Raw genomic sequence first — 23,536 nt, forward strand, 5'->3', positions numbered from 1 at the left:
ACCCGATACGATATGCCAAACGCGTTCCAGCCGTTAACACAAAGGCCAACAGCGATGACCCATTTGCGAGCCGCAGAAATTCACGATGAGATCGACGGCGACACGCTGCATGAAGAATGCGGCGTGTTCGGCATTCTGGGACACCCGGATGCCGCGACGCTGACGGCGCTCGGGCTGCACGCCCTGCAGCATCGCGGCCAGGAAGCCGCCGGTATCGTCACCTTCGACGGCAAGCAGTTCCATACCGAAAAGCGCATGGGCCTGGTCGGCGACCACTATACCGACCCCGCAGTTCTCGCAAAGCTGCCCGGCTCGATTGCCATCGGCCATACGCGCTATTCGACCACCGGCGAAGTGGCGCTGCGCAACGTGCAGCCGCTGTTTGCCGAACTCGAAGTCGGTGGTATCGCCATTGCCCATAACGGCAACTTCACCAACGGCCTGACGCTGCGCCGCCAGATCATCGCCACCGGCGCCATCTGTCAGTCGACATCGGATACCGAAGTCGTCCTTCATCTCATCGCCCGCTCGCGCCACACCTCGACAGCCGACCGATTCATCGATGCCATCCGCCAGATGGAAGGCGGTTATTCAATGGTGGCCATGACCCGCACCAAGCTGATCGCGGCCCGCGACCCCACCGGCATCCGGCCGCTGGTGATGGGTGAACTCGACGGCAAGCCGATCTTCTGCTCGGAAACCTGTGCACTCGACATTATCGGTGCAAAATACATCCGCGACGTCGAGAACGGCGAAGTGATCATCTGCGAGATCCAGGCCGATGGCTCGATCCAGATCGATGCGCGCAAGCCCGTCAATCCGCAGCCGGAGCGGCTCTGCCTGTTCGAATATGTTTATTTTGCCCGTCCCGATTCTGTGGTCGGCGGCCGTAGCGTCTATGTGGCCCGCAAGAACATGGGCATCAACCTTGCCAAGGAATCGCCGGTCGAGGCCGATGTCGTCGTCCCGGTGCCGGATGGCGGTACGCCCGCAGCGCTCGGCTATGCCCAGCAGAGCGGCATTCCGTTCGAATACGGCATCATCCGCAACCACTATGTCGGCCGCACCTTCATCGAGCCGACGCAGCAAATCCGCGCCTTCGGCGTCAAGCTGAAGCATTCGGCCAACCGCGCGATGATCGAAGGCAAGCGTGTCGTGCTCGTCGACGATTCGATCGTGCGTGGCACAACCTCGCTGAAGATCGTCCAGATGATCCGGGATGCCGGCGCAACCGAAGTTCACATCCGCGTTGCCAGCCCGATGATTTTCTTCCCGGATTTCTACGGCATCGACACGCCGAATGCCGAAAAGCTGCTCGCCAACCAGTACAACGACATCAAGGCGATGGCGAAATTCATCGGCGCCGATTCGCTGGAGTTCCTGACGATCGATGGCCTGTACCGTGCCGTCGGCGGTGAAGACCGCAACAATGCCCGCCCGCAGTTTACCGACCACTATTTCACCGGCGACTATCCGACGCGGTTGCTCGACAAGAATGGTGAAGCCGTAAGCCCGAAACTCTCCATGCTCGCCAGCAATGGCTGATCCCCTTCCTTGAGCCCGAAAGGGCTTGAGGATCGCGCCTGCGCCCTCAACATTCGGTTCCCGGCTTGCGTCGGACGCCGGACGTGTGGCACAGCAAGCCCGCATCAATGAATTCGGAGCCACCCAGACATGATCGATCTCAAGGGCCGCATCGCCTTGGTTACCGGCGCATCGCGCGGCATCGGCTATTTCACAGCGCTTGAACTGGCGAAAGCCGGCGCACAGGTCATCGCCTGCGCCCGCACGGTCGGCGGCCTGGAAGATCTCGATGACGCAATCAAGTCCGCGGGCGGCCTGCCCGCAACGCTGGTTCCTTTCGACCTTGCAGATATGGCAGCGATCGACAAGCTCGGCGGCGCCATCAACGAACGCTGGGGCAAGCTCGACATTCTCGTCGCCAATGCAGGCGTGCTTGGCGTCATCTCGCCGGTCGGCCATGTCGAGGCCAAGGTGTTTGAAAAGGTGATGACCGTCAACGTCACGGCCACCTGGCGGCTGATCCGGTCCGTTGATCCGCTGCTGCAGCAGTCCGATGCCGGACGCGCGCTGGTCCTGTCGTCAAGCGCCGCCCATAAGTGCAAGCCCTTCTGGGGACCCTACTCCGCCTCCAAGGCCGCCGTCGAAGCGCTGGCCCGCACCTGGGCCGGGGAAACGCAGCGCCTGCCCTTGCGCATCCTCTCGGTCGATCCCGGCGCCACCCGCACTGCCATGCGGGCACAGGCCATTCCAGGCGAAGACCCGTCGACTGTACCGCATCCGTCCGAGGTGGCCGCAAAGTTGCTGCCGCTGGTTGGTCCGGATCAGACGGAGACCGGCAAGCTCTTCATCGTCCGCGAAAACCGCATCGCCGACTACCGCCTGCCGGATTGAGATTCTTCGCAGCTGCGTGAACGCCGGCACAAAAAAGCCGCCCGCAACAACGTTGCCGGCGGCATTTTCTATGAACTCAATGTCATGTCTAAGTCTTGTCGCCCGGCAGGCCATCTTCTCCGGGCTGCGAATGATCGGGGTGACCCGGCCATTTGCTGCCATATTTGCGGTGCCAGGCGCGCGCGCCGAACGGTAGCGTCAGCAGATAGCCGACGGCGGTAATGGCCATCGTTTCCCACGTAAAGCTCATCAGCGTTGCGACATAGAGCACAACAACCAGAATGACCGGCAGAACCAGATCGCGACGGACGCGGTTTTCCGACTTGCCCGACCAGACCGGCAGACGGCTGACGAGCAGGAAGGCAATGAGGACGGTGTAGGCGGACGAAATCAAGCCGAGGACACGGTCCGTCTCGACGCCCAGCAGCCCAAGATAGACGGGCAGCAAAACCAGCATGGCTCCGGCCGGGGCCGGCACACCGACGAAATATTCCGACTGCCATTTGGCCTTGATGTCGCGCTCGGCCATGACGTTGAAACGGGCCAGACGAAGACCGGCGGCGATGACGTAGATCAGCGCGGCGATCCAGCCAAACGACCGTGCCTGATCAAGCACATAGGCATAGAGGACGAGTGCCGGCGCGACGCCGAAATTGACGATGTCGGCGAGCGAATCCATCTGCACGCCGAACTTCGACGTTGCCTTCAAGAGACGGGCGACGCGCCCGTCGATACCATCGAGGAAGGCTGCGACCAGCACCATGGCAACGGCAAGCTCGAAGCGGCCTTCGAAGGCGAGACGAATGCCGGAAAGCCCGGCACAGATGGCAAGCACCGTAATCAGGTTGGGCACGAGCAGCCGCAACGGAATTTCTCGAAGGCGCGGGCCACGGGCCTCGTCGTCGTTCGGACCGTGCGGGTCAAAGGGCGGAAAGGGCGTTTCCATGATCTGCTCCTGTTTCGCTTTCGCCTCTTGCATCAACCGCGACGGCTGATGACCGGTCCCTTGGCAGAGCCGAATTCCGCCAGAACGGTTTCACCGGCAATGGCCGTCTGGCCAAGGCTGACGCGGGGCTCGGCACCTTCCGGCAGGAAGACATCGAGGCGCGAGCCAAAGCGGATGAGGCCGAACCGTTCGCCCACCTGCAGCGTGTCGTTCGGGGCCGACCAGCACATGATGCGCCGGGCAACAAGGCCGGCAATCTGGACGACACCGATGTCGCCATGCGTGGTTTCGATGACGAGGCCGTTGCGCTCGTTCTCGTGGCTCGCCTTGTCGAGTTCGGCATTGACGAATTTACCGGCCCGGTAGGCGATCCGGCTGATCTTGCCGCGCATCGGCGCACGGTTCACATGGCAATTGAAGACATTCATGAACACGGTGATGCGCAGCATCGGCACCGTTCCAAGGCCAAGCTCTTCCGGCGGCGTCATCATCGCGATCGACGAGACGCGGCCATCGGCCGGGCTGATCACCAGATCGTCGTCGAGCGGCGTCATACGCTCGGGATCGCGGAAGAAATACGCGCACCAGGCTGTCAGGATGAAGCCGACCCACATCAGTGGCTCCCAGAGGAAACCGAGAACCAGCGAAACAACGAAGAAACCGGCAATAAAGCGATAACCTTCCTTGTGCACCGGAACCAGTGTGTTGCGCACTGTGTTGATCAAGCTCATCTTACGGCATCTCCTGCAAATTTAACGCCATCGACCTAACCTGAAAACATGGCGGGAGCAATGCGGGGCGGTTGCTTTGCAGCCATGTTGACAATCTACGTGCGACGAAAGAAAATCTCCTTGTTGCTGTAGGGCGCATCGGCAGGAGCCGAAGGGGCTATGCCCACCTACGACAGAAACCGTAGTTGCGCCCATGCCAAACATCGAAAACCTGAAGAAGCAGGCCAAGCGATATCTGCGCTGGCATCGTGAACGGCACCATCCCGTGGCGGCGGTCATTCGCGCCACCCAGCCCCGTTTCAGGCATCTCGCTGACCGCGACGTACTGGATGCACCGTTCTCGCTGGCCGATGCACAGGAGCTTGTTGCCCGCCAGAATGGATTTGAGCGATGGGAGGCGCTGACGACAGGAACCCACGCCATGAACAATCCCACCGGGACAATCTCTGAACGTCCCTATCTCAGCGGGACAGAGGCGGTTCTCTATGTCTCCGACTTCGCCGCATCCCTCAGTTTCTTCACCGGAAAACTCGGCTTTGCCGTCGATTTCTCCTATGGTGATCCGCCATTCTTCGGCATCGTTAAACGAGACAAGGCGCGGCTTTGCTTTCGGCTTGTTTCAGAGCCTGTGTTCGTGGGCGATATCCGCCAGCGTGAGGAACTTCTGTCGGCGGCGATAACGCTCGACAGCGCCGCTGATATCAAGGCACTCTTCCTCGAGTATCAGGCGGCCGGGATTACCTTTCACCAGACATTGAAGACGCAGCCTTGGGGCGCACGGACTTTCATCGTGCTTGATCCGAACGGCAATCTGATTCTGTTTGCAGGACCGGGCGGCTGACGCTCAGACTGCTGCCGGGCCACGAACGATGACGCCGAGATCGTCGCTCTCGCGTACCTTCTTGAGGGTCTCTTCCGCCTGCGTTGCCTCGCGCTGACGGTTCCACATCGAGGCGTAGAGACCGTCTCGGTCGATCAGTTCGCCATGGGTGCCTCGCTCGGCGATACCGCCGTCCTTCAGGACGATGATCTCATCGGCATGGATGACGGTGGACAGCCGGTGGGCGATCACCAGCGTCGTGCGGTTCTGCGAGACGATGTCGAGGGCCGTCTGGATTTCCTGTTCGGTGCGGGTATCGAGCGCCGAAGTTGCCTCGTCGAGAATCAGGATCGGTGGACTTTTCAAAACGGTGCGGGCGATCGCCACGCGCTGCTTCTCGCCACCTGACAGCTTCAAGCCGCGCTCACCGACCATGGCACCATAACCTTCCGGCAGGCTCTTGATGAAACCGCCGATCTGGGCGATGTCGGCTGCCGCCTCGACCTCCGCTTGCGTGGCGGAGATGCGACCGTAGCGGATATTGTAGGCGATGGTGTCGTTGAACAGCACCGTATCCTGCGGCACCATGCCGATGACGGCGCGCAGGCTCTTCTGCTTCACGTCGCGCACGTCCTGACCATCGATGGTGATCGAACCGTCCTGCACGTCGTAGAACCGGTAGAGCAGCCGCGACAAGGTGGATTTTCCGGCACCCGAGGGACCGACGACGGCGACCGTCTTTCCGGCCGGCACCTCGAAAGAGATGCCCTTGAGGATCGGCCGGGCCGGGTCATAGGCGAAATGCACATCCTTGAAGGCGATGGCGCCCTTGTCGATCGCCAGTTCCTTGGCATCCGGGCTATCTACGACCTCTGCCTCGACTTCCAGCAGGTCGAACATCTGCTCGATATCCGTCAGGCCCTGACGGATTTCGCGGTAGACGAAGCCGATGAAATTGAGCGGAATGGAAAGCTGCATCAGCATGGCGTTGATGAAGACAAAATCGCCGAGCGACTGTTCGCCGCGCTGCACCGCCAGGGCGGACATGACCATCATCACCGCGGTGCCTGCGCCGAAAATCACCGCCTGTCCGAAGTTCAGCCAGCCAAGCGACGTCCAGACCTGCGTCGCCGAACGCTCGTAGCGCTCCATCGACTGATCGAAGCGCTGGGCTTCCATCTGCTCGTTGCCGAAATACTTTACGGTTTCGAAGTTCAACAGAGAATCGATCGCCTTGGTGTTGGCGTCGGTATCGCTGTCGTTCATCGAGCGGCGGATCGCAATACGCCAGTCGCTGGCCTTGATGGTGAACCAGATATAGAGGGCGACAGTGACGGCCGTGACCAGCAGGTAGCTGAACCCGTACCCCCACCAGAAGATCACCGCCGTCATCAGGAACTCGATCAGCGTCGGCACCGTGTTGAGGATGGTGAAGCGGACGATCGTTTCGATGCCCTTGGTGCCGCGCTCGATGATGCGCGACAGGCCGCCGGTGCGCCGTTCCAGATGGAAGCGCAGCGACAGCTGGTGCATGTGGACGAAGGTGCGATAGGCAAGCTGGCGCACAGCATGCTGGCCGACGCTGGCAAACAGCGCATCGCGCAGCTGATTCAACCCCGCTTGCAACAGGCGGGCAAGATTATAGGCCAGCACCAGCATGACGGCGCCCGTGAACACGACAGGGAGAACACCGACGATATCGGTCTTGCCGTTCAGCGCATCGGTCGCCCATTTGAAGAAATAGGGCACCAGCAGCAGCACGACCTTGGCGACCAGCAGGATGACCGTCGCCCAGACGACGCGCATCTTCAGGTCCATGCGGTCACTCGGCCACATGTAAGGCCAGAGATTGATGATCGTCTGCAGCGGATTGCCTGAATCCGCCGATACCGTTTTCTTTTGCGCTGCCACGTCCTGTCCCGCCTTCGTTCACCAGCCGCACGTTACACGCGGCAGTCCTTGCGCGTCTTGGATGTCACGACAATGAAGGACATCGAGGAGGTGGCGCGCAGAAGTTACTTTCAATCAAAAGCGGCGCCCCTTTCAAGGCGCCGCTGTATGTTTGAGATAGGTCTTATCATCGGCGGCCGCAATGGAGCGGCACGTAAAAAACCGGTCAGGGCAGATGCTTCACATGCTTGCGGTGCATCTCTTCCGATTCGGCTTCCGACATCGCCTTGTCCGGCACGCCGAAAATCTGGCCCGGCAGAATCCGGTCGGGATCGGCGATCTGGTCCTCATTGGCAAGGTAGATCGTCGTGTAGCGGACACCGGCGCCATAGACGCGGCGCGAAATCTGCCAGAGCGTATCGCCGCGGCGGATGATCACCGAGGTCTTGCTCTGCTGCAACGGTGCCTGTTGGACGGTTTCCGGTTCGGCAGATGCTTGGCCGGTGGCAGCGGAGGCATCATCGGTTACCGTAGCGGCAGTGCCTGACTCTGCGGCAGGCTTCTGTGCCGTCTCCGTCGTCGCAGGCTTGGCTGCATCGCTGCTTTCAGCCGGTGCCGTGCCTGCAGCAGCGACAGCATCCTGGGAAGGCGCCGGTGTCGCGGTTTGGCTGGCAACGGCATCGTTACCCGTACCATCAGTGCGCGGCATCAAGGCCGAGCCGACCGCAGTCTCGATCTTGCCGAGCGATGCAGACACACTTGCCGCATCCTTGGGGAGCGCCTTCAGCATGGTCAGCGCATCCGTGGCGGCCGAGGCGGTCTTGGCCGCCATTTCCTTGACATTCGCATCCAGATTGTCGGCAACCTTGAAATCGGCGAGCGACTTCAGAGCGATTTCTGTCGCCGAACGCGCCGCCGCCAGTTCTTCTGCCGACGGCACCTTGCCACCCGCAAACAGGCCCTTCAGCAGGCTCAAAGCCTTGGTCGCTTCCAGGCGCAAGCCATCGAAGCTGCCGCCTTCGAGCGGTACGACGGAACCCTGTGCGTTACCCTGCGCCACGGCTGCCACCTGATCACCGGCCGGACGATCGAACGGCACGGCGGCACGCAACTCGACCTTGCTGCCATCAGCGCCCATCATGTCGGCACGTATCGTGTGGTTGCCGACAGGCAGCTCGATCGTGCCGTCGACGACGAAGCGGCCCTGCTCGTCGGTCTTGGTTTCCCCGACCAGCGTGTCGTCGGCGTAGATGCGCACCAGCGCACCCGCCTTGGCGTTACCGGCCACGAAAATCTTCTTGCCTTCAATCTCGACGGCTGAAACGCCAACGACCGATTTGTCGCCGGTTGCTGCGGCGGCAGCCGCATCGCCTGTCGCCGGAGGTTGAGCGGAAACTGCCGTACCGGCAGGCTGAGCGACATCCGTCGCGGTCTGTGCAACCGCCGGTGAAGGCTCGGCTTTAGCCACTTGACCGGAAGCAACGGCGGCGGCGCCTGCTACCGGCTTGGTGATGATACGGCTGGCCTCACCGGGCTTGGAGACCATGGCGAGCAATTCGCCTGTCTTGTCTTTCGGGATCGAGACGGTTGCGACTTCATCCGAGGGCGTGGTCACGCCGTTTTCACCGATGCTGCGCAGCGTCAACTGATAGTCGCCTGCCGGCAGCGGATTATCGAAGATCGCAGCGAAATCGCCGGTCGCACCGACATCTGCAGTCGCAACGACTGTTTCGCCGTTGACGATCTCCAGTTTGGTATTGGGCTGTGCCCGTCCTGCAATCACCGTCGAACCATCGGGCTCGACGCGCAGCACGTCGAAACCAGGTACGGTCAACGCAGAAGCCGCATCGGCGGGCTTGGCATCGGTCGCAGTCGCGGTGTCGCCTGCGGCGGCCGGGCGCGCACTCTTGGCGTCTGCCGGCTTGGCGTCTGCCGTTTTGCTATCGGCGGTATCTGCTGGCGTTTGCGCCGGAGCTTGCGCCGTGACCTTGTCCTTACTGCCGTTGATATTGGGCATGACAAAGAAAATCATCAGCAGTGTCGCAATTGCCAGGACGATAAGAGCCACCCAGCCGGCCTTGTTCTTCATCATGCACATCTCCAAATGGCCCGGAACCGCCTACGCCCGGCATGGGCGCAGAAGGGCAGCTTTTTCCAAGCCTTACTGCCAGCAGCTTTCCGTCAGTTGCTGTTGAACGGAATCAACCTCACTATAACGTCAGCTCAAGCTTAAAAAATGCTAACGATTCCCGAGGTTTTCCACAAGCATCGCCGCATGTTCAGACCGGCCGAAAGCCCCGTTTCCCGTCATTTTTCTTGACGCATCCTGCCCACGGTGTCTCTTTGGGGCATGAGCGAGAAAAACATCCCGATTCGATCCGTTTGCGTCTACTGTGGCTCCCAGCCCGGACGCGATCCGTCCTTCATGGACGCCGGCCGGATTCTCGGCAAATCCATCGCCGAAAATCACCTTCGCCTCGTCTATGGCGGCGGCACGAAAGGCATCATGGGAGCCGTCGCAAGCGGCGTTCTTTCGCATGGCGGCCGCGTGACAGGTATTATACCAGAATTCCTGATGGATATGGAGGCCACCCGCCATTCGCTGGGGCAGCTCAGCGAACTGATCGTGACGCCGGACATGCATGAGCGCAAACACAAGATGTTTGAGCGTTCGGATGCGTTCGTCACCCTGCCCGGCGGCATTGGCACGCTCGAGGAGATCGTCGAGGTCATGACCTGGGCGCAGCTTGGCCGCCACCGCAAACCGATCGTGCTGGTCAACATCAACGGCTTCTGGGATCCGCTGATGAAGCTGATCCATCATATGGCCGACAGCGGCTTCATCCACACCGCCCACCTCGTCCAGCCGCTGGTCATCGACAGCGCCGACGAAGTCGTTCCGGCCCTGCTTGCCCATTGGGCCAGCCAGGTCGACCGCGACGGCGACGACGGCATCATCGCCAAGCTGTAATCGTCGCGGCGCAATGGTATTTGACGAGACCATTCGGCCGGTTCCTGCCCGTATTGATCGACCGGCTGCAGAGTTGTACTCTGGCGGTAGAACAAGGTGTGCCGGAAATATATTTTGATGAGCGACAAAAACAGCATTTCCGAAGATTTAAGCCGCCGCATCGATAAGCTGGCTGCCCGGTCAGCTTTGACGCGCCAGCAGATCATTGAGGATGCGCTATCGCATGGCCGCTCCCTTGCCTGGCAGGAAAAATGGGTTGAAGGCGTGCAGGACGGCATCGAAGAAGCCGATCGTGGCAATTTCGCCACCTCGGAGGACATTGCAGCGGTTCTGAACAAGTACAACCAGGCATAAGGGCCGTGCGGATCGTATGGACGAAACGCTATCTGCTCGAGCTTAGCCGCATCGGTGATTACATTGCCACGCGAAACCCACGGGCCGCTGCGCGCATCGTCAACGACATTCACGCAAAAACAGAAAGGCTGCTGTCCAGCAATCCTTTCATCGGACGCCGTGGCGAAATTCGCGGGACGCGGGAACTCGTCATTCCCGGCACGCCCTACATTGTTGCCTACCGCGTCGGAGATACGCAGGTAGAAATACTCTTCGTCCAGCATGGCGCCCGTGAATGGCAGGAAGACGCTTAACGCACGTCCGGATCCATCGGGATCAGGATGTCTCCAGGCTCATCGCGCCACGCAAACCCGCAAAGCGGATTTTGCGTGGCTTTGGCCTATTCGGCCGCGTTCGGCACGGCTGCCCGGCGGGCGCGGCTTTCCAGGATCATCGATGTCGAATAGACCGCCAGCGCTGCCCAGATCAGGATGAAGGCTATCAGCTTCGATGTGCCGAAAGGCTCGTGGAAGACGAAGACGGCGATGATGAAGATCATCGTCGGGGCGATGTACTGCATGATGCCGATCGTCGACAGTTTCAACAGCTTGGCGCCGTTGGCGTAGATCATCAGCGGGATCGCCGTGACCACGCCGCAGGCCATCAGCCACGCGACATCGGCCCAGCCGGTATCGGTGAAATGGCCCTGCCCGGTGAATTCCAGATAGGCGATATAGCCGAGTGCGGGAACGCTGAGCAACAGCACTTCGAGGAAGAAGCCCTGATTGGGTCCAACCGGCAACGTCTTGCGGAAGAAGGCATAAAGCCCCCAGGACAGCGCCAGGCCGATAGACACCCAGGGCAGACCACCTGCATCGAAGGCAAGCACAACGACGGCGATGGCGGCGAGAACGATCGCCACGATCTGTGCCGGGTTGAGCTTTTCCTTCAAAAGAACCGCGCCGAGGAAGATCGAGAACAGCGGATTGATATAATAGCCAAGCGCGGTTTCGAGCGCCCGCCCTGCCCCGATCGCCCAGACATAGATGCCCCAGTTGATGGTGATCAGCACCGCCGTCAGCATCGCCATCTTCAGCATGCGCGGGCTGCGCAACGCCACCTTCACGTCCTCCGTGCGGCCAAGCAGGATCAAGACGGCACCGGCGAGCGGCACCGACCAGACGATCCGGTGCGCCACAACCTCGAAGGCCGGAATATGCGCCACAGCCTTCATGAAGAACGGCAGGAAACCCCAGAGCAGATAGGCCGTTAGCGCAAAGGCGAAGCCACGAGGAGAATCGCCGTTTTGCACCGCTGGTGTTTGTTTCGCGTCAGTCATGGCATTTCATCCCGTTGCAGGCTGCCAATGGCAGTCCTTTGTCATTACGGCCGTCCTACTCCAAACACGGGTGATCAACCAATTCATTTCCGTGAACCTTGCTACAGCAATGCTCACAATGCTCTGCCCCGGCTGTTTCACCGCAGCTTGTCGAAAATACCCGATATTTTACGGGGTGCATTCTGGCGTTTGCCGCTTTAGGTTCCTTACCAGGCAATGACCGGTCAGAGATAAGGACTTCACGATGTCATCCATCCTCGCGCTCCACCCGATTACCCGCCGCTCGCTCCTGAGCGGTGTCGCAGCCACCTCCGCCCTGGTTCTCCTGCACCCCTTTGCCGCGCGCGCGGCCGCCAACCAGGCGCATCTGCGCATCATGGAAACCACCGACATCCACGTCCACGTCTTCCCTTACGACTACTACGGCGACAAGCCGAACGACACGCTGGGACTTGCCCGCACCGCCTCGATTATCGACAAGATCCGTGCCGAGGCCGGTAATTCCTTCCTCGTTGACAATGGCGATTTCCTGCAGGGCAATCCGATGGGCGATTACATGGCCTATCAGCACGGCATGAAGGAGGGCGATGTCCACCCGGTCATCAAAGCGATGAACGTGCTTGGCTACGAGGCCGGCACGCTGGGGAACCACGAATTCAACTATGGCCTCGACTATATGTTCAAGGTGCTGGGTGGTGCCAATTTCCCTTATGTCTGCGCCAACCTGACCAAGGGGCAGCTCGCAGCGAATCCGAAGGACGACCAGCTGTTCTTCAAGCCCTACACGATCGTTGAAAAAACCATCACCGATGGTTCCGGCGCCGCAAACGAACTGAAGATCGGCATCATCGGCTTCGTGCCGCCGCAGATCATGCTCTGGGACATCAAGAATCTCGAGGGGAAGGCACAGACGCGCGATATCGTCGAGGCGGCCAAGGCTTGGGTGCCTGTGATGAAGGAGGAAGGTGCCGATATCATCATCGCGCTCTCCCACTCCGGCATCGATGGCTCCGGCCAGAGCGACCGCATGGAAAATGCCTCGCTCTATCTTGCCGGTGTCGAGAGTATCGACGCCGTGTTTACCGGCCACCAGCATCTCGTCTTCCCTGGCCCCAAGAGCTTTGACGGCATCGACGGCGTCGATCCAGTCAAGGGCACGCTGCTTGGCAAGCCGGCCGTCATGGGCGGCTTCTGGGGCTCGCATCTCGGCCTGATCGATCTTCTCTTGGAAAAGGACGGCAACAGCTGGAAGATCGTCGATTTCACCACCGAGGCGCGGCCGATCTATCACCGCGAAGACAAGAAGGTGGTGGCTGATGTGCCCGACCGCGCCGATGTCCTCGCCGCCGCCAGCGCCGAGCACGAGGCGACGCTTGCCTATGTCCGCACGCCGGTCGGCAAGACCTCGGCGCCGCTCTATTCCTACTTTGCGCTGGTGGCCGACGATCCTTCGGTGCAGATCGTCTCCAACGCGCAGACCTGGTACATCCAGGACATGCTGAAGGACACGGAATACAAAGACCTTCCGGTTCTTTCGGCCGCTGCTCCCTTCAAGGCGGGCGGGCGCGGCGGTGCGGACTACTACACCGACGTTCCGGCCGGCGACATCGCCATCAAGAACGTCGCCGACCTCTATCTCTATCCGAACACGGTTCAGGCCGTCGTCATCACCGGCGCGCAGGTGAAGAACTGGCTGGAAATGTCGGCCGGCATGTTCAATACCGTTGCGCCCGGCGCCAAGGACGTGGCTCTGCTCAACACCACCTTCCCCTCCTACAATTTCGACATTATCGACGGTGTCACCTACCAGATCGATCTGTCGCAACCGGCGAAATATGACGGCGACGGCAAGGCCGTAAACCCGGATTCCAACCGTATCCGCAACCTGTCGTTCGAAGGCAAGCCGATCGACCCGGCCCAGAAATTCGTCGTCGCCACCAACAATTATCGCGCCGGTGGCGGTGGCAAGTTCCCGGAAATCGCCAGCGACAAGGTGGTCTTCGCCGCCCCCGACACCAACCGCGACGTCATCGTCCGCTATATCATCGCCGAAGGCACCATCAACCCGTCGGCCGACGGCAACTGGAGTTTTGCGCCCGTGGAAGGTGCAACGGCGCTGTTCGAGAGCGGCCCGAAGGCACGCGGGCTGATGGCTGATGTCAAGAGCGTGAAGATCGAGGATGCCGGCGATGGCGCGGACGGGTTTGCGAAATTCCGGCTGGTGTTGTGACTTTCGAGCGCTCCGATAGGCGCGCTCCACCGGCACAGGATCCGAAGTGTACCGGGGCATGACGTCTTAGCCCGCCTGATTAAATCAGGCGGGCAAGCTCCCGCCCCCTATAATACTAGGTGATCCCGAGCCACCACTCGAACTTGAAAGCACACCTCGCATGGATAACAGCCCGTCAATCGCAAAGGCGGCAGCATGGATGGTGACGTCTGTGGTCCTGATCCTGCTCATGGCTGTGTCGGGCCGCGTTATTACCCGCGAGCTCGACGTTTTCCAGGCAATGGAGATGCGGTCCGTCATTGCCTTTTTCATGCTGTTGCCGCTGGTATATCGCGAAGGCGGTATCAGAGCGATGCGAACCGGCATCCTGCCCAAACATATCGGCCGCAACGTTGCGCACTATGCGGGGCAATATGCCTGGTTGATGGGCCTGACGCTCATTCCGCTGGCTCAGGTCATTTCGATTGAGTTCACCGCCCCCATCTGGGCTGCGTTTCTGGCCGCAATCTTCCTCGGCGAGCGGCTGACATGGCGAAAAGGTGTCGTGATCCTTTTCGGTCTGGCAGGTGTGGCGCTCATCGTGCGTCCGGGGGCAGCGCCCCTCAATCCCGGCCATCTGATCACACTGGGCGCCGCCTTCGCGTTTGCGATTTCCTTCATTTCCACGAAGGCACTGACCCGCTCCGACAGCGCAACAAAAATCCTTTTCTGGATGCTCGTCATCCAGTCGATCATCGGGATCATTCCGGCGATCAACGTCTGGCTTTGGCCATCGGCCTCAACATGGCCGTGGATATTCCTGTTCGCATTCGCTGGCTCGTTTGCCCATTTCTGCATGGCGAAGGCGCTGTCTCACGCGGATGCCACTGTTGTCATGCCGATGGATTATCTGCGGGTGCCCTTGTCGGCAGTGCTGGGTTTCCTCCTGTATTCCGAGGCGATCGACAGTTTTACGGCGATCGGCGCTGGACTGATCCTGGTTGGTAACCTCTTCAATCTGCGGCGGCCGAATGCCAAGAAAGTCGAACCGACACCGACGTGACGATTGCAGGAGGTGGCGCGCGCCCTCGGTTAAGAAAGCGCGCCTCCTCCACAACAGCAACATGGGGCTTGCAGGCGAATACCCTACTCGGCCGCAGCCAAACCGGCCTGATCGCGGTTCTTCAACAGCTTGAACACGATCGAATCCATCAGCGCCTGGAACGATGCGTCGATGATGTTGTCCGAAACCCCGACCGTCCACCAGCGGGCACCGGTACCGTCGACGGATTCGATCAGGACGCGGGTGATGGCCTCGGTGCCGCCATTGAGAATACGCACCTTATAGTCCACCAGTTCCAGGTCCTCGATCTCAGACTGGTATTTGCCGAGATCCTTGCGCAGGGCCAGATCGAGCGCGTTGACCGGGCCGTGGCCCTCGGCGACCGACATGGTGGCTTCGCCATCGACCGAGACTTTGACCACCGCTTCCGAGACGGTCTTCAAATGACCGTTGGCATCGAAACGCCGCTCGACCATGACGCGGAAGCTTTCGACATGGAAGAAATCCGGCACCGAGCCGAGAATGCGCTGGGCAAGGATGGCGAAGCTGGCATCAGCACCTTCATAGGCATAGCCGGTTGCCTCGTTTTCCTTGACGATGGAAATCAGCTGATCGAGCTTGGGATCATCCTTGGAAACGGTGATACCGCGGCGCTTCAGCGCGTTGATGAAATTGGCCTTGCCGCCCTGGTCCGACACCATCACCTTACGCAGGTTGCCAACGCTTTCAGGCGTCACATGTTCGTAGGTGCGCGGGTCCTTCAGGAGTGCCGAGGCGTGGATGCCGGCCTTGGTGGCAAAGGCGGACGCGCCTACATAGGGCATCTGATGATCCGGCGAGCGATTGAGCAGTTCATCGAATGAATGCGACAGCTGGGTGAGTTCCTGCAGCCGGTCGGCGTCGATCGCCGTCTCGAAGCGGCTGGTATAGGTTTCCTTCAGTGCCAGCGTCGGGATCAGCGTCACCAGATTGGCGTTGCCGCAGCGCTCGCCGATGCCATTCAGCGTGCCCTGGATCTGGCGCACCCCCGCCTCGACGGCAGCGAGCGAATTTGCAACCGCCTGGCCGGTGTCGTTATGCGCATGGATGCCAAGATTGGCGCCCGGCACGCCATGGGCAATCACAGCTGCGACGATGTCACGGATTTCGGGCGGCTGCGTGCCGCCATTGGTGTCGCAAAGCACGATCCAGCGGGCACCGGCGTCATAGGCGGTCTTGGCGCAGGCCAGCGCATAGGCCGGGTTGGCCTTGTAACCATCGAAGAAATGTTCGCAATCGATCATCGCTTCCTTGCCACTTGCGACAACAGCTTCGACCGAAGACTGGATCGATTCGAGGTTTTCTTCATTGGTGCAGCCAAGGGCGACGCGGACATGATAATCCCAGCTCTTGGCGACAAGACAGATCGCATCGCTTTCAGCCTGCAAAAGTGCTGTCAGCCCCGGGTCATTGGAGGCGGATACACCGGCGCGCTTGGTCATGCCGAAGGCGACGAAGCGCGCGTTCTGGGTGCGTTTTTTTCCGAAGAATTCGGTATCGGTCGGGTTGGCGCCGGGATAGCCGCCTTCAACATAATCCATGCCGAACTCGTCCAGCAGCGCGGCAATGGCGATCTTGTCCTCGACGGAAAAGTCGATGCCCGGCGTCTGCTGGCCGTCGCGCAGCGTGGTGTCGAAGAGGTGGATTTTTTCGCGGGTCATCGGCTGGCCTCCGAACGTGTATTCCGAGCATGAGGTACATTACCCCCCTCTGTCGGCGACGCCGACATCTCCCCCACAAGGCGGGAGATTAACCGAATGCTCCGTGCTCGCCTCAACGGAAAGCTGGAAAGGGAAATGAATGATCTCCCCCCTTGTGGGGGAGATGTCACGAAGTGACAGAGGGGGGTGCAAGCGGCAAACGCTGTCATGTCAATTCTTCCCCGCAAACCCGTCCGTCGCCCGGATCAGCCGGTCGAGAATGCCGGGCTCGGAATAGGCATGCCCTGCCCCTTCGATCAGGTGAAACTCGGCTTCCGGCCAAGCCTTGTGCAGCGCCCAGGCATATTTTGCCGGGCATGGCATGTCGTAGCGGCCATGGACGATGACGCCGGGAATGCCATGCAGCTGGTGGGCGTCACGCAGCAACTGCCCCTCATCCAGCCAGCCGGCATTGACGAAGAAATGGTTTTCGATACGGGCAAAGGCGTGGGCATATTCCTCCTGCTCGAACGGCGTCGAGGTCGACGGTTCCGGCAAAAGCGTAATGGTTTCGCCTTCCCAGATGCTCCAGGATTTGGCGGCGGCAACACGGGTCGCCCGGTCATCGCTTGTCAGCCGCCGTTGATAGGCGTGCATCATCTCGTGGCGTTCGTTTTCCGGGATCGGTGCGATAAAGCGCTCCCATTTGTCGGGAAACAGTTCCGAGACGCCGAACTGATAGTACCAGTCGAGTTCGACCTTGGTCAGCGTGTAGATGCCGCGCACGACGAGTTCGGACACGCGTTCGGGATGTTTTTCCGCATAGGCGAGCGCCAAAGTCGAGCCCCAGGAGCCGCCGAAAACCAGCCATTGTTCGACGCCGGCCATTTCACGCAGCCGCTCGATATCGGCAACGAGGTGCCAGGTGGTGTTGGCTTCCAGTTCCGCTTGCGGCGTTGACTTGCCGCAACCGCGCTGGTCGAACAGGGTCACGTCATAGAGTTTTGGATCGAACAGCCGGCGATGGTTCGCAGAGATCGTGCCGCCCGGGCCGCCATGCAGGAAGACGGCCGGTTTTGCGCCCGGCGTTCCGGATTTTTCCCAATAGATCGTGTGGCCGTCGCCAACGTCGAGATGGCCGGACGCATAGGCCTCGATTTCAGGATAGAGCGTGCGGAGAATTTCGGTCATGCTGTCTGCTTTCAAGGATGATCTTAAGCGCCGGTCAGGAGGCGTGCGGAAATTGCGGCCAGACTTCGGTGTCGTGGTCGGGATGCTGGAAGGAGATGATCTGTTCCTGCTGCATGTAGTAATTGGGATCTTCATGCACCAGCTGGTCGAAGATCGTTGTCACCCAGGCATTGCGGGCGGCGAAATTCACCTGGATCTGCGGCGCGAGATCGTCGCGGTTGTCGAAGGCGCCGATGGCAATTTCGAGCCCACCCGGATGCCTGTAGGTCAACGGCGTGCCACAAGCGGCGCAGAAGCCGCGGGCAATGTTGATGGATGACTGGAAATAGCTCGGCTCGCCGCGGGTCCATTCCGCCTCGCCTTCAACGGTGACCAATGGGCCGAAGAAGCCACCGAAGGCTTTCTGGCACATGCGGCAATGGCAGATCGACGGGCGGCCGAGGGCGCCATGGATCTTAAAGCGAACGGCACCGCACTGGCAGCCTCCGGTTCGGGTGGTTTCGGTCATCTCAGTCCTCCGGTGGCCAATGTTCAGTATCGTAGTCGGGATGCTGGCGGTTCGATTCCAGAATGGCAATATGCCGTTCGGTGATCGGCTCACTGCCGTCGTCCGTCTCCGTGCCCGGCAATCCCGGCAGATGCGAAAACCAGGGCATGCGCGATTCGACGCCGGATTGGGTCAGCGGCCGCACGTCATAGGGATCATCGAGCGACCCCAGCACGATATTGATGAAATCGGCCTCGGGCATATCGTAAAACAGCGGCGTGCCGCAAAGGAAACAGAAGCCGCGCCGGACCAGATGCGAGGAACGAAACCAACCGGGAGCGCCGCGGGTGATGCTGAAACTGGCGCGCGGCGCATTGGCGAGCGGCATGAAATAGTTGCCGGACGCCTTCTGGCACATGCGGCAATGGCACAGATGCGGATCGCCAAGCGTTCCTTCCGCCCGGTAACGCACCGCGCCGCACTGGCAGCCGCCGGTATAGATGCGGCTGATGCTCATTGGCGCTCCTCCGGCGGCCATTCGGCCGTATCGTGATCCGGGTGCTGATAGGAAACCAGATTGGCAAGGAAGGATACGGCGTCCTGATCGGCCATCGTATCCTCGCCCGGCAATTGCGGGATGTGATCCACATAAGGCAGCTTGGCCTCGGTGCCCCACTGGATTGTCGGGACGATGCCTTCCGGCCGGTCAAAGGCGGCGATCGTCAGCGCCACGCCATCCGGCGCTTCATAGGTCAGCGGCGTACCACAATCGCTGCAAAAGCCGCGCGACGCTGCGTTGGAGGACTGGAAGCGCTTGGGTTCGCCGCGTGTCCAGCTGAGCTTTGCCTGACGCACGGAAACCAGCGGCAGGTAGAAATTTCCCGCGGCCTTCTGGCACATCCGGCAGTGGCAGACGGACGCATCGCCAAGCGCGCCCTCGACACGAAAGCGAACGCCGCCGCATTGGCAGCCGCCCGTATGGACGATAGCGGTCATTGATGCTCCTCCGGCACCAGCCAGTTTTCGATTTTCAAACCCTCGACCCGGGAAAATTCACGGGTGTTGTTCGTTACGAGCGTTAAATTGAGCGAACATGCATGAGCGGCGATAAAGAGGTCAGCCAAACCGATTGGCTGACCCTGACGCTCCAAATCATTACGAATGACACTGTAGCTCTGGGAAGCCGCGTCATCATAGGGAAGGATGGCAATGCGGGATAAGGTATTCTCGACGAGATGGGATAGTCGCGGCGATCCTTTCTTCCTGATCCCGTAGCGCATCTCGGAGGCGACGACGGCACTCACGCACAGCGCATCTTCACCGACCCGTTCCATGTACTGACTTGCAATACCGAACGGGTTGCGGATCGCATCAGACAGAATATTCGTATCGAGCATGTAAAGCACACCGTTCACAGACTGAAGTCCTTCGGAAGCGGGCTGTCTTCATCAAGGTCCGGGAATTCTTCATCGAACGGTTCCTGCGCGCGAAGCCACTCCAGCAAGCCGCTTTTCTTCTTCGGCTCGATGATCAACCGGTCACCTTCCTTGCGCATGATCGCCTCGTTTCCCGGGAGTTCGAACTCCACGGGAATACGGACGGCCTGATTTCGGCCGTTGCGAAAGAGTTTTACCTCGCGTCCCTGGTCAACCTTGATGACATTCATGACAGCCTCCTTCGGCATAGGCCTCAGCATATGCCTGTATCGTCAGTGAGACAAGTTCAGCGCCTGACCTCCCACGTCGTGACCCGCTCGCCCGTCGCCGCATCCTTGCCGTCCTTCAGCTGGATGCCCTTGGCGGCGAGATCGTCGCGGATCTTGTCGGCCTCGGCAAAGTTTTTGGCCTTGAGCATTTCAAGCCGCATCGCCACAAGCGCATCGACCGCCGATGCAACCGCACCGTCAACTTCCGCCTCCTTCGGCAGAACGCCAAGCAATGCAGCACTGGCGGCAAAGACCGGCAATGCGGCCGGGTCTGCATTCGCAGCCGATGCCAGCGCATGCAGGGCCTGCACCGCGGCGACCGTGTTCAGATCATCGGCCAATGCGTTGAGCACGGACGCATCCGGCGCGGTATCGCCCGGCTTGCCGGCCGGCCATTTGGCCAGCAGGCGCTCCGCCTCCTCCAGCCGCTTGATCGAAAAATCGATCGGCTCGCGGTAATGCGTCATCAGCATGGCCAGGCGCAGAACCTCGCCCGGCCACTTGCGGCCGCCAAAGGTCTCGGTGTGCAGCAATTCGTAGATCGTGACGAAATTCCCTTCGGATTTCGACATTTTGCGGCCTTCGACCTGCACGAAACCATTATGCATCCAGACATTCGCCATCACCTTTGTGCCATGGGCGCAACGCGACTGGGTGATCTCGTTCTCGTGGTGCGGAAAGATCAAGTCGAGCCCGCCACCGTGGATATCGAAAACCTCGCCGAGATAGGCGGCCGCCATGGCCGAGCACTCGATATGCCAGCCGGGACGGCCCCGGCCCCAGGGCGAATCCCAGCCAGGTTCCTCCGGCGAAGAGAGCTTCCAAAGCACAAAGTCGCCAGGGTTTTTCTTGTGAATGTCCACAGCGACGCGTGCGCCAGCCTGCTGTTCGTCAAGGTTACGTTTGGAGAGCTCGCCGTAAGCCGACGTCGAAACGGTATCGAACAGGACTTCGCCATTGGTTTCATAGGCATGACCGCGTTCGATCAGCCGCCCTATCAGCGTGATCATGTCCGACTTTCCGTCCTCACGCGGCTGCACGAATTCGGTGGCACGCGGCTCGTGTGTCGGTTCAAGGCAGCCAAGTATCGCCACGTCGGAATGGAACTGGTTCGCTGTCTTCTCCGTCACACGGCGGATCGCTTCGTTCAGCGACAGCGTACCATTGCCGATCTCTGTGCCGAAATCCCGCAGCGCCCGCGCATTGATCTTGTCGTCGAGGTCGGTGATGTTGCGGGCGTAGGTCACGTGGCTTTCGCCATAGACATGGCGCAGCAGCCGGTAGAGCACGTCAAAGACGATAACCGGGCGGGCATTGCCGATATGGGCGAAGTCATAAACCGTCGGGCCGCAGACATACATGCGGACGTCATCGGGATCGATCGGCGCAAAGACCGCCTTCTCCCGTGTCAGCGTGTTGTAAAACTTCAAGTCTGGCAGTCCGCTCATTTCCATCTCCCATTCCGCACGATACCGGATACACGCAGCCGCCAGGCTGGACCTTCACGTTGTCATCTTGGATTTTGGGAGACGAAAACGGCCAGGCCAGCGTTGAGGCTAGCGAATAATAATCCGGCAGATGCAGCAGATAACCGTTTTCATGGGCTGCTTTATCGCGCTTCGATCCGTCCTGGTCAAGAGGTCAGCCGCGCTCCAGCATCTTATGTTGCAATACTGGATTATTCGTCATCGTTTTGTCATGATTGCGCTTATCTGGAGAGGCCAGATGTCTGGGGAATCAAGGCTTTGAGAACTTGCACATTAAAGCCTGTTTCCCGGGGCACAATAAGGAGCGCCGTTCTGGTGGAGAACACAACGGACGAAGCGATTCCGCTTAGGGAAGCATCTGAGGAGAATTTGAAATGCCTGGCACAAAAACCGACAAGAACAGTCCGCGAGCGGCGGCCAATCTCGTCGAGCAATATCGTCCGCTTGGCCTGAAGGCCGTGCTTGCCGCTGCCCTGCAGATCAAGCCAAAGCCGGTGAAAAAGCCGGCCTGATCGCTCAAAAGAGCGACAGCTGCGGATTTGCAGGTGTTTCTTTCGGCTTTGAGGAAGGCCGCGCCGATACATGCACCGGCGTCTGAAGATCGGCGCCGGTATTGGCCACCTTGTTCACCTTGTCCGACACGGCGATGACGTCGAAATAGTCATCATCGACCGGGGCCAGCAAATCGGCGACATCGCGCGGTTCCTGTGTCCTGCAATCAAGCCAGCGGGCAAAATCCTCCGGCTTGATCACCACCGGCATGCGGTCATGAACATCGCCGACGCGCGTGTTGGCACAGGTCGTCAGGATGGCGGCCGTATCGACCTCGGATCCGTCCGCCGAAGACCAAGTTTCCATCAGTCCCGCAAATGCAACAATGCCGCCGTCTCTCGGCTTGATCCAGTATGCCTGCGCCGCCTCGCCGCTTTCCTTTGACGGCCGGTGCCATTCGTAGAAACCGGAGGCCGGGATCAGAACGCGCCTATGGCGCATCGCTGCCTTGAACGAGGCTTTTTCCGCGGCAGTTTCAGCCCGCGCGTTGATCAGCAGCGGAAAATCGCGCGGGTCCTTGACCCAGGACGGCGTCAGCCCCCAGCGCACCAGCAGCGCCCGGCGATCCGGCAGGTTGCTGCCGGGGCGCTGCCTCTCACCGGACATGACGATGATAATCGGTTGCGTCGGGGCAATATTGAAGCGCGCCGGAAAATCCTCAGTCTCCATAAGACCGAAAATATCCGCCAGTTCCTTGGGTGTCGCCGTCAGCGAAAATCGTCCGCACATGGCTTTCAAATCGCACTTCGCCTAAGGTGGGTCAAGATTTTCAATACTTTTCCGGTTCCATCGATATGACAGCTTCCCCCCAACTTGCCTCGTCCGCCGTTCTCGAACGCAACGGGCGCTACCTGCTCGTGCGCCGCGCCAATCCGCCATCCGCCGATATGTATGCGTTTCCGGGCGGCCGGGCCGAGGCAGGCGAAACGCCGGCGCAAACGGCGGTACGCGAGTTTCATGAGGAGACCGGTATTCTGCCACGCAATCCGCTGCTGTTCGAGACTTACGATCTACCACCGCGTGAATCAGACGGGCCGAGTGCCCGGCATTTCTTTCTTTCGGTGTTCACGGTGGACGCCGACCCCGATCTTGTTGCCATCGCGGCTGACGATGCAGCCGATATCGGCTGGTATACGGCCGATGAAATCTTCGGCCTTCCCATTCCAGAAAGCGTGTGGGAATGCGTGGAAAAACTCGAGGCGCTGCGGCAGCGATGAGCCTGCCGCCAAAATCCACTTGCCCGCAGGCATGATTCGGGGCTTGAAAGGGAAATGATCCGTTTTCTGGCCGCACGATCGTCTCTTCTCCTGGCTTTTGCCTGCCTGCCGCTTGCCGCGCTGGCGCAGGGCGTTCCACCGGCGGGCGCGCCTGTTGCTGTCGCCGAGAAGCCTGCACCTTATGATGCGCGCCTGCTGCGTTTATCGGAAATCCTTGGATCCGTTCACTATTTGCGCACCCTCTGCAAGGATTCCACTGCAGATACCTGGCGGCAATCGATGCAGGATCTGCTCAACAAGGAAGCAAAGGGCGAAGCCGACCGGCGTGCGCGGATGACCGCCGCCTTCAACCGCGGCTACCGGACATTTGCCTCGGTTTATACGGCCTGCACGGCTCCGGCCGTGGTCGCTGACGAGCGATACCGTGCCGAAGGAGCAACACTTGCTTCAGAAATAACCGCCCGCTTTGGAAATTAACGATAAATTAACCTCTTTCTTCAG

25 protein-coding genes are annotated in these 23,536 nt (G+C 60.2%); 11 read left to right on the plus strand and 14 right to left on the minus strand.

The annotated features are described in order from the left end of the window. The first annotated feature begins 54 nt into the window (after positions 1–54). Complete coding sequence (purF, locus tag ACSQ3J_RS01320; protein ID WP_060503560.1) at positions 55–1,545, plus strand: amidophosphoribosyltransferase; 1,491 nt, start codon at positions 55–57, stop codon at positions 1,543–1,545. A 129-nt stretch (positions 1,546–1,674) separates the two neighbouring features. Further along, complete coding sequence (locus ACSQ3J_RS01325) at positions 1,675–2,415, plus strand: SDR family NAD(P)-dependent oxidoreductase (RefSeq protein ID WP_060503561.1); 741 nt, start codon at positions 1,675–1,677, stop codon at positions 2,413–2,415. Between the two features lie 88 nt (positions 2,416–2,503). On the opposite strand, the gene pssA is transcribed toward ACSQ3J_RS01325, so the two are convergent. Both pssA and ACSQ3J_RS01335 read right to left on the minus strand, forming a co-directional pair. Continuing rightward, the gene (gene pssA, locus ACSQ3J_RS01330; protein WP_436038526.1) at positions 2,504–3,361 is read right to left on the minus strand and encodes a CDP-diacylglycerol--serine O-phosphatidyltransferase; all 858 of its coding nucleotides are present in this window, start codon (positions 3,359–3,361) and stop codon (positions 2,504–2,506) included. 32 nt (positions 3,362–3,393) lie between these two features. After that, on the minus strand, positions 3,394–4,092 hold the full coding sequence (locus tag ACSQ3J_RS01335; protein WP_060503562.1) for a phosphatidylserine decarboxylase: 699 nt from the start codon (positions 4,090–4,092) through the stop codon (positions 3,394–3,396). A gap of 193 nt (positions 4,093–4,285) precedes the next feature. Between ACSQ3J_RS01335 and ACSQ3J_RS01340 the strand changes: the two genes are divergently transcribed. After that, positions 4,286–4,933 (plus strand): VOC family protein, encoded by a 648-nt coding sequence (locus tag ACSQ3J_RS01340; RefSeq protein ID WP_436038527.1) that lies wholly within the window; start codon positions 4,286–4,288, stop codon positions 4,931–4,933. Between the two features lie 3 nt (positions 4,934–4,936). Here the strand turns inward: ACSQ3J_RS01340 and ACSQ3J_RS01345 are convergent, their stop codons facing one another. Together ACSQ3J_RS01345 and ACSQ3J_RS01350 are read right to left on the minus strand one after the other, a co-directional pair. Then, complete coding sequence (locus ACSQ3J_RS01345; RefSeq protein WP_436038528.1) at positions 4,937–6,823, minus strand: ABCB family ABC transporter ATP-binding protein/permease; 1,887 nt, start codon at positions 6,821–6,823, stop codon at positions 4,937–4,939. Between the two features lie 205 nt (positions 6,824–7,028). Then, positions 7,029–8,894 (minus strand): LysM peptidoglycan-binding domain-containing protein, encoded by a 1,866-nt coding sequence (locus ACSQ3J_RS01350; RefSeq protein ID WP_436038529.1) that lies wholly within the window; start codon positions 8,892–8,894, stop codon positions 7,029–7,031. 258 nt (positions 8,895–9,152) lie between these two features. On the opposite strand from ACSQ3J_RS01350, the gene ACSQ3J_RS01355 reads away from it, so the two are divergent. From ACSQ3J_RS01355 to ACSQ3J_RS01365, 3 genes are all read left to right on the plus strand, one after another. After that, positions 9,153–9,773, plus strand: coding sequence for a TIGR00730 family Rossman fold protein (locus ACSQ3J_RS01355; RefSeq protein ID WP_082512060.1), 621 nt, complete (start codon positions 9,153–9,155; stop codon positions 9,771–9,773). Positions 9,774–9,890: 117 nt separating this feature from the next. After that, the gene (locus ACSQ3J_RS01360; protein WP_060503566.1) at positions 9,891–10,127 is read left to right on the plus strand and encodes a hypothetical protein; all 237 of its coding nucleotides are present in this window, start codon (positions 9,891–9,893) and stop codon (positions 10,125–10,127) included. A gap of 5 nt (positions 10,128–10,132) precedes the next feature. After that, the gene (locus ACSQ3J_RS01365; protein WP_436038530.1) at positions 10,133–10,420 is read left to right on the plus strand and encodes a type II toxin-antitoxin system RelE/ParE family toxin; all 288 of its coding nucleotides are present in this window, start codon (positions 10,133–10,135) and stop codon (positions 10,418–10,420) included. Between the two features lie 86 nt (positions 10,421–10,506). On the opposite strand, the gene rarD is transcribed toward ACSQ3J_RS01365, so the two are convergent. Then, entirely contained in the window at positions 10,507–11,445 is a 939-nt protein-coding gene (rarD, locus tag ACSQ3J_RS01370; protein WP_060503568.1) for an EamA family transporter RarD, read from the minus strand. Between the two features lie 244 nt (positions 11,446–11,689). Between rarD and ACSQ3J_RS01375 the strand changes: the two genes are divergently transcribed. Both ACSQ3J_RS01375 and ACSQ3J_RS01380 read left to right on the plus strand, forming a co-directional pair. Continuing rightward, complete coding sequence (locus ACSQ3J_RS01375; protein WP_060503569.1) at positions 11,690–13,675, plus strand: bifunctional 2',3'-cyclic-nucleotide 2'-phosphodiesterase/3'-nucleotidase; 1,986 nt, start codon at positions 11,690–11,692, stop codon at positions 13,673–13,675. A gap of 160 nt (positions 13,676–13,835) precedes the next feature. After that, the gene (locus tag ACSQ3J_RS01380) at positions 13,836–14,717 is read left to right on the plus strand and encodes a DMT family transporter (RefSeq protein WP_060503571.1); all 882 of its coding nucleotides are present in this window, start codon (positions 13,836–13,838) and stop codon (positions 14,715–14,717) included. 83 nt (positions 14,718–14,800) lie between these two features. Here ACSQ3J_RS01380 and cimA read toward each other — a convergent pair whose 3' ends face one another. From cimA to cysS, 8 genes are all read right to left on the minus strand, one after another. Next, on the minus strand, positions 14,801–16,417 hold the full coding sequence (gene cimA, locus ACSQ3J_RS01385; RefSeq protein ID WP_436038531.1) for a citramalate synthase: 1,617 nt from the start codon (positions 16,415–16,417) through the stop codon (positions 14,801–14,803). Between the two features lie 210 nt (positions 16,418–16,627). Further along, positions 16,628–17,587 carry a prolyl aminopeptidase gene (gene pip, locus ACSQ3J_RS01390; protein ID WP_436038532.1) on the minus strand — a complete coding sequence of 320 codons (960 nt, stop codon included), beginning with the start codon at positions 17,585–17,587 and terminating at the stop codon, positions 16,628–16,630. Between the two features lie 34 nt (positions 17,588–17,621). Beyond that, on the minus strand, positions 17,622–18,095 hold the full coding sequence (locus tag ACSQ3J_RS01395) for a GFA family protein (protein ID WP_436038533.1): 474 nt from the start codon (positions 18,093–18,095) through the stop codon (positions 17,622–17,624). A 1-nt stretch (position 18,096) separates the two neighbouring features. Continuing rightward, positions 18,097–18,591 (minus strand): GFA family protein, encoded by a 495-nt coding sequence (locus ACSQ3J_RS01400; protein WP_436038534.1) that lies wholly within the window; start codon positions 18,589–18,591, stop codon positions 18,097–18,099. Beyond that, positions 18,588–19,070 (minus strand): GFA family protein, encoded by a 483-nt coding sequence (locus tag ACSQ3J_RS01405; RefSeq protein WP_436038535.1) that lies wholly within the window; start codon positions 19,068–19,070, stop codon positions 18,588–18,590. Before ACSQ3J_RS01405 ends, ACSQ3J_RS01400 begins: the two co-directional genes overlap by 4 nt. Continuing rightward, positions 19,067–19,471, minus strand: a complete 405-nt coding sequence (locus ACSQ3J_RS01410; protein ID WP_436038536.1) for a type II toxin-antitoxin system VapC family toxin — start codon at positions 19,469–19,471, stop codon at positions 19,067–19,069. Before ACSQ3J_RS01410 ends, ACSQ3J_RS01405 begins: the two co-directional genes overlap by 4 nt. A gap of 14 nt (positions 19,472–19,485) precedes the next feature. Then, the gene (locus tag ACSQ3J_RS01415) at positions 19,486–19,740 is read right to left on the minus strand and encodes an antitoxin (RefSeq protein WP_436038537.1); all 255 of its coding nucleotides are present in this window, start codon (positions 19,738–19,740) and stop codon (positions 19,486–19,488) included. A gap of 56 nt (positions 19,741–19,796) precedes the next feature. Continuing rightward, positions 19,797–21,227, minus strand: coding sequence for a cysteine--tRNA ligase (cysS, locus tag ACSQ3J_RS01420; RefSeq protein ID WP_436038538.1), 1,431 nt, complete (start codon positions 21,225–21,227; stop codon positions 19,797–19,799). 413 nt (positions 21,228–21,640) lie between these two features. Between cysS and ACSQ3J_RS01425 the strand changes: the two genes are divergently transcribed. After that, the gene (locus tag ACSQ3J_RS01425; RefSeq protein WP_164491950.1) at positions 21,641–21,778 is read left to right on the plus strand and encodes a hypothetical protein; all 138 of its coding nucleotides are present in this window, start codon (positions 21,641–21,643) and stop codon (positions 21,776–21,778) included. Positions 21,779–21,782: 4 nt separating this feature from the next. On the opposite strand, the gene ACSQ3J_RS01430 is transcribed toward ACSQ3J_RS01425, so the two are convergent. Beyond that, a complete protein-coding gene (locus ACSQ3J_RS01430; RefSeq protein ID WP_060503580.1) occupies positions 21,783–22,547 on the minus strand; it encodes an SOS response-associated peptidase in 765 nt (254 codons plus the stop codon). 65 nt (positions 22,548–22,612) lie between these two features. Between ACSQ3J_RS01430 and ACSQ3J_RS01435 the strand changes: the two genes are divergently transcribed. Together ACSQ3J_RS01435 and ACSQ3J_RS01440 are read left to right on the plus strand one after the other, a co-directional pair. Further along, a complete protein-coding gene (locus tag ACSQ3J_RS01435) occupies positions 22,613–23,035 on the plus strand; it encodes an NUDIX hydrolase (protein ID WP_436038539.1) in 423 nt (140 codons plus the stop codon). 54 nt (positions 23,036–23,089) lie between these two features. Then, positions 23,090–23,512 (plus strand): TIGR02301 family protein, encoded by a 423-nt coding sequence (locus tag ACSQ3J_RS01440; protein WP_082512061.1) that lies wholly within the window; start codon positions 23,090–23,092, stop codon positions 23,510–23,512. Positions 23,513–23,536 lie beyond the last annotated feature (24 nt).

Source organism: Rhizobium sp. LjRoot98 (assembly GCF_964252935.1).
GTDB lineage: Bacteria > Pseudomonadota > Alphaproteobacteria > Rhizobiales > Rhizobiaceae > Pararhizobium.